The sequence below is a fragment of the Plectonema cf. radiosum LEGE 06105 genome, from assembly GCF_015207665.1.
Lineage (GTDB): Bacteria > Cyanobacteriota > Cyanobacteriia > Cyanobacteriales > Nostocaceae > Rivularia > Rivularia radiosa_A.
In genome coordinates this window covers 35,140-41,588 of sequence record NZ_JADEWL010000055.1, presented here as the reverse complement: position 1 = coordinate 41,588, position 6,449 = coordinate 35,140, and the positions used below count along the sequence as shown (strand labels likewise).

Below are 6,449 nucleotides of genomic sequence, written 5' to 3'. Positions count from 1 at the left end.
CTTTCTCAACCGGACGCAATCGAATAATCGCCGCATCCGCACCACCGGGTAACATGACGGTGTTATTCTGTACTTGATGGTCGTATTGACGATAAACCCAAGATTTGGAAGCGATGGTGGGTGTATCGAGTAAAGTTAACACAATATCATTCCAGGTTTGTAGTTTTCCTTTTATTTGAATACCTTCATAACTACAAGGTGGTAAATTATCAGATGTCCATTCCCAAGCTTTACGAGCATATTCTGGAGTTTCTGCTAATAATTCTCGGTGATAAATCGGGGTATTTTCTGCCAAGGCTGTGGCGGGTATTTCGGCTGCGATTTCTCCTTGATAAAGAATCCGCACAATCGGTTCTTCTATAACTTTTCCTGCGACTACTGCATTTAATCCCCAACGCACAAAAATATCAATTAATTCTTGTTCTCTACCTTTCTCGGCAACAAACAACATTCTCTCTTGAGATTCACTGAGCAAATATTCGTAGGGAATCATTCCCGTTTCCCGGTGAGGAATTTTATCTAAATCGAATTCTACTCCCACACCACCTTTTGCAGCCATTTCAGAAGTAGAACAGGTGATACCCGCCGCACCCATATCTTGGGCTGCTACTACCGCACCTGTTTTAAAGGCTTCCAAACAAGCTTCAATTAAAGATTTTTCTAAAAAAGGGTCTCCAACTTGTACTGCTGGACGGTTATCAACAGATTCATCAGTTAGTTCCGCACTGGCAAAACTCGCGCCTCCCATACCGTCGCGTCCAGTAGTAGAGCCAACATACAATACCGGATTACCGATACCTGATGCACCAGATTTAACAATTTCTGGTGTTTCCATCAATCCCAATGCCATCACGTTAACCAGAGGATTCCCAGAATAAGCAGGGTCAAAGTAGACTTCACCACCTACCGTAGGAACACCGACACAATTACCATAATGAGCAATTCCCGATACCACACCATTAAATAATCTTTGAGTTTTGGCATCTTCTAAATTACCGAAACGCAGTGAATTCAATATCGCAATGGGACGCGCACCCATGGTAAAAATATCTCTGAGAATACCACCAACTCCCGTCGCCGCACCTTGAAACGGTTCTACTGCTGAAGGATGATTATGGGATTCAATTTTAAAAGCCAATTGGAAACCATCACCCAAGTCTACAACCCCAGCATTTTCACCCGGACCTACCAGAATCCGCTCTCCTGTGGTAGGAAATTGTTTTAATAAAGGTCGAGAATTTTTATAACAGCAATGTTCTGACCACATCACACCAAACATTCCCAGTTCCGCTTTATTGGGATGACGACCTAATCTTTGGACAATTTCTTGATATTCTTCGGGTTTTATGCCTTCTTTGGCGATTTCTTCGGGAGAAAATGGGGGTTGAGATGTTGCGGTCATGGAAGTAAATGCACGTCTAGATGAATTTTATATTTTAATATTTATTTGTGCGTTTATTAAGTAGGTGGGGGTTTAAAAATAGGGAATAGGGAGTAGGGAGTAGGGAGTAGGGAGTAGGGAATAGGATTGGGGGAATAGGGAGTTTAGGATGGGGATGGGGGTTTTAAACCTTGGAGCGAGGGAATTTTTAAGTTATATTTATTCTTAAGCAAAAGATATTTACTATTCTTTAATCTTTATAATATTTGTTCATAGTTAGCTTTATTCTCTTAATGATATCTAGAGAAATTAATTGATTCTTTCAATGTGATTTAATTACCTCTTTATAGATAAAATCATATCGTATATTCTGCCACTATATTTTCTGAATGAATATTGCTTAAATGTGTTTGTAATCCTCATATAGAAATATATTGATGTACAAAATAACTTTGGAATGGTTTGAGGAGGGTCATCAGCGTTCGCGAACATTTTCTTCAAAAGATAATACCAAGGAAAAAGGGAAAATTTTCATTGGTAGAGATGAAGAAAAATGCGATATTATCTTACCTTTAAATGAGAAAAGTGTGTCTCGCTTGCACGTAGTAATATTTTATGATTTTCAAAAAAATTGCTTTCTTTTGAAGAACTTAACATCTGATAGACCTCAACCGAATCCAGTAATTGTTGATGGAAAAAAAATTATTGCTCAACAAGCAAATATTTCTTTAGGAACAGTAATTCAACTAGGTAAAATTACTTTAAAAATTAGACAACTCGATATTATTAAATCGCAACAATTATATGGGCTTAAATGTCCAAATGGTCATCAAATTCCTTTCGATTACGTAGGGGATTTTTGTCCCCATTGTGGATTTTCTTTACAAGCAGGTCAAACAATTGTTTTACCTCAAGACTAATATATTTACTCTATAGTCACAATTATGGAAATAATACTAACCTGGGAAGACCCCGGTAATCAAGAACTGCAAAAGCATTCTTTTACTATTCCTTTAGGAATAGGTCGAGAAGCAGTAGGTATACCCGATACTTATGAAGAGCAATCTTTGTCTAAAGTAGTTTTCAAAAGCAGAGAGATTTCTGTTTTTCACGCCCTAATTTGTGTTGTTAACGGTGAGTTAACAATTAAGGACATAAGTACTAATGGTACAAGGGTTAACGGGAATTTATTACAAAAATCCAGTCGTCCTCTCAAAAGTGGAGATACGCTTCAAATTGGACCATTTCAGGTAAGTGTAAGTTTGAACAAGGAGATTGAGGGTACGGAAATCCTCAATCAATCTCCAACCATATTAAATCCACAAACCGAGGTTGTTAATTTTGGTCAACAAGTAAATCAATCTCCACCTGCAACTATTGTCTTTAACCCAGAAACTGACAAGCCAGATACCATAACTGTAACTTCGGAATCCCCAGAGTTAACTTCTTTCCCATCAAGGGAATTTATGGCATCAGAGTTTGTAGATGTGCAATCTCTTTATGCTACAGGAAAACCTGTCCAAGAGCAAGAATATGTTGCTTTGGGAGGGGGTATTGGTAGTTTTGCATGGGTAGACCACATCAGAATTTATGGAGTCAAGCCAGATAAAATTACTGTTCTGGGTTTAGAAAAAAAACCATATGGACGTTACCAGCGTCTTTGTGAAAATTCTCAAATTCCTCCCCATGAAAGATTGCGCTCTGGTTCTGATTCTTGCCCTGATAATCTTTGGGGTTGGCCAGGTTATGCTTGGCGAGAAGCTTGGCGAGAACTGTTTTCTGGTGAAGTTAGTTCTGCGCTAAAGCATCTGTGGCAGGTTTTTGCCGAGCCAGTGGTTGCAGATACTTATACTCCCATGTCAGGAAAAGTTTTTGAGTCTATCGACCGAGAAGCTGAACGTATTGGCTGGTCTTCGATGCTTAAGTATGGTCGTATCCGAGCTATCCGTAAAACAACCGATGGTCGTTATGCGATCGCCTATTCTGTCCCTAATGCTTCGGAACGGTCTCATGGGTATTTGGTAGGTCGTTATGTACATATTGCTACAGGATATCCAGCTATTAGGTTTTTACCTGATTTGCAGAAATATCGGCAAGACACGCAGGATTTTAAATCTGTAGTTAATGCCTACGAAGAACATAACCATATTTACAAACATTTAGAAAGTCGGGGTGGGACGCTAATTATTCGGGGTAGAGGGATTGTTTCATCTCGAATTATCCAAAGAATTTCCGAAGCAAGACGGAAGAATCCTAAAATTACCGTTATTCATGTGATGCGTACCCCTGTTAAAGAAGGTCAGAAGTTCGGCTCGGCTCAACGTAAAGTTGAAAATCACTGGGAATTCCAGCCATATAACTGGCCCAAAGCGACTTGGGGGGGTGATATGCGTTCGATGTTAGAAGCAGCTTCCCCTGCAAAGCGTTATGAATTACTTAAAGATTGGGGTGGAACTACTACAGCGGACCGTACAGATTGGAAAAAAATTATTCAGGAAGGTTTAGATTCTGGGTGGTACAGTATTGAGTTTGGTCAAGTAGAAAAAGTAGAACGCAATAACGAAGGAAAACCTCTTTCTTACATCAGAACTCAGAAAGGGTTGTTAGAGGTAGCAGCAGATTTTATTGTTGACTCTACAGGATTGGAAGCTAAACCTCAGAACAACCCTTTATTTGCAGATTTGATTAGCCGCTATAACTTGTCTTTATCTCCTTATGGTGGTTTGCAAGCTGCTAAAGACTTTGAAATGAAAGAGATGCGAAATATTCGCGGCAGAATGTATGTTTCCGGGGTTTTAACTTTGGGTGGTCCTTATGCTGCGATTGATACATTCTTAGGCTTGCAATATGCTGCTCAAAGAGCGGCAGATGCTTTGGTTGCGACAAAAGCTCCAGGTATAGGCTATGTAAATGGCTTGGGTTCTCTATGGCAATGGATTAAATGGGCAACTAATCAACAGCCATAAATTTTGTTTGGATTTTTGATTGAATTGGATCTAAAATCTCAAATCTACAAACGTCTTATTCCAAAAACAGTACAATCTAGAATCGCAAATCTAAAATCTAAAATCGAATGACACCAACATTAATTGGACGCTGGCAATCGAGGATTTTTCTTTTAGCAACTATTGGTATTTTATTTTCTTTACCTTTTGCTTTGAAAAATGGTTTTCAACAAGTTGAATGGGTTTACTTTTGGGTTTTGTTTTATGTCGGTCTTTTTGGTTTAGCTTGGGATATTCTTTATAACTATTTGCAGAAATTTCTTTGGGACCATGACTGGCCCGGTGTATTGCAATTTATTGCCGCAATTGTCGAAGGTATCTTTTTAGCATTGGCGATCAATTTTGTTGGATTACCCTATATTCCTCAAGATGAGTTTTCTTTACCAACTTATATTTTTCATTACAGTGTTGTTTGGGTTGCAGTCTACTGTGCTTCTTGGGTGGTGATGCGGTTATTGTTTCCCCGTGCGCGGTTTCGTGGTGGTGCGTGGATGGGTAAATGGGCTAAAGGGTGATTCAATTTTGGATGAAAGAATTTTGGATTGACCCTATACATAAATGAAGGGGCTTCAGACTGGTTTAGATTTTAAATATTGAACTTCAATCCAATATTTAAAATCTAAAATTCGGTGAAATATTAATACAAATAGATACCATTTTGATGAAACAAAAACTTAGGTTGAAATATCTACTTGCGGTTTTATTAATGGGTTCTGCTGGTTTGCTTACGTCTGTAATTTTCAATCAGTTCTCAGCAGCAGATTCTATGAAGTCTTCGGTTTTATTAGCACAAGGAAAATCTAAATATGACCAATATATGCAGGAGGGGTACGCTGCAACCAGACGCAGACAATACGGCAGAGCATTAAATTACTTCCGGCTTGCATTAGGGCAACGTCCTGGAGATAGCTATGCTCTAGGAGCGATTAGCAATGTAGAACGTTATCAAAGGCGTGTTGAGAGATATGGTAAAGTCTCTGGAAAAGGAAAACCTCGTAGAAGAACGGGTGCAGCAACCAGAGGAGGGCAATGCAGTGACCTGATTCCTTTGATACCAACATATGAGGAAAAATGCTCCTCGACTCAACAAGCAACTGGTGAAGAATCACTATCATTATTCTTAACAACAGCAAAGTATCCTACATTCTTTTTCTATATTCCTCAGATATCCCCAGAAGAAAAACTATTATTTGAATTGAAGGATAATGATAATAAGAATATTTTATATGAACTAACTTTCAAGCCTCCTCAAAAGCCTGGTATCATTAGCGTAGTTCTTCCTAGGGACAAACTACCTTTAGAAGCCAATAAAGAGTATCGTTGGAGTATTTTAGTAGATACTGACAGAGGCGACGAAGACTATCCAGAAGGTTTGATTAAACGAGAAGAGCCAAACCCAGAATTAACCAACAAATTTGAAGCAGCCTCACCCCTAGACCGTGTAGTATTATATGCAGAAAATGGATATTGGGAAGATAGTTTGAGAACTATAGCCGATTTACGTCGTCAGCGTCCTCAAGATGAAGAAATCAATATTGAATGGGGAAATTTGTTAGGAACGGTAAACCTTGAAGAAGATGTAATCAACGCTCCTCTTTTACCGTCGCAGTAAAGTAGAATCTCGTTTTTTATTAGACTAATGGCACCCTCGCTTCGCTCAAATTCCTGTACTGGCTCTTTCCCAGGCTCTGACTTGTAAGTGAGTAGGTAGTAGTGAGAAAACGCTTACATTCATGGCGATACAGCAAACCCTAAGTAAAAAAACTGCACCTTTAATAAAAAAGTCCTGGAAATATTCTGGGGCTTTTTTGTTAAGAGTTAGGAATTAAGAATTATCAATTTCAACCTTTAACCTTGCGCTTCTAACCATTAACCCGTTCACTTTTGAGATTGTCTAAGGTGAAATTCTCACCAAATACGTATTTACCTTCTCACAGTTCCCCAGCAATGGTAGAAAGTTCCATAGGTACCGCAGGTAAATCAATTTGATTTTGGACTTGGGTAAATGTTGGTTTTGAAGTACTTGAACGTAAAAATAAGGTTTGTAGTGTCACGCACCAACG

At 38.9% G+C, this 6,449-nt stretch carries 6 protein-coding genes; 4 read left to right on the top strand and 2 right to left on the bottom strand.

The window, feature by feature from the left end; genetic code table 11:
• A partial coding sequence (purL, locus tag IQ247_RS16805) for a phosphoribosylformylglycinamidine synthase subunit PurL (protein ID WP_193921924.1) occupies nucleotides 1-1,402 on the bottom strand: 1,402 nt, incomplete at its 3' end.
• Nucleotides 1,403-1,818: 416 nt separating this feature from the next.
• On the opposite strand from purL, the gene IQ247_RS16800 reads away from it, so the two are divergent.
• The 4 genes from IQ247_RS16800 (at nucleotide 1,819) to IQ247_RS16785 (ending at nucleotide 5,998) form a co-directional block, all read left to right on the top strand.
• Nucleotides 1,819-2,301 carry an FHA domain-containing protein gene (locus IQ247_RS16800; RefSeq protein ID WP_193921922.1) on the top strand — a complete coding sequence of 161 codons (483 nt, stop codon included), beginning with the start codon at nucleotides 1,819-1,821 and terminating at the stop codon, nucleotides 2,299-2,301.
• Nucleotides 2,302-2,325: 24 nt separating this feature from the next.
• Nucleotides 2,326-4,347, top strand: coding sequence for an FHA domain-containing protein (locus IQ247_RS16795; protein ID WP_193921920.1), 2,022 nt, complete (start codon nucleotides 2,326-2,328; stop codon nucleotides 4,345-4,347).
• A gap of 107 nt (nucleotides 4,348-4,454) precedes the next feature.
• Complete coding sequence (locus IQ247_RS16790; protein WP_193921918.1) at nucleotides 4,455-4,901, top strand: hypothetical protein; 447 nt, start codon at nucleotides 4,455-4,457, stop codon at nucleotides 4,899-4,901.
• Nucleotides 4,902-5,047: 146 nt separating this feature from the next.
• Nucleotides 5,048-5,998: a DUF928 domain-containing protein gene (locus IQ247_RS16785; RefSeq protein ID WP_193921916.1), complete on the top strand. Its 951-nt coding sequence runs from the start codon at nucleotides 5,048-5,050 to the stop codon at nucleotides 5,996-5,998.
• 319 nt (nucleotides 5,999-6,317) lie between these two features.
• Here the strand turns inward: IQ247_RS16785 and IQ247_RS33155 are convergent, their stop codons facing one another.
• Complete coding sequence (locus tag IQ247_RS33155) at nucleotides 6,318-6,440, bottom strand: hypothetical protein (protein WP_265579693.1); 123 nt, start codon at nucleotides 6,438-6,440, stop codon at nucleotides 6,318-6,320.
• Nucleotides 6,441-6,449 lie beyond the last annotated feature (9 nt).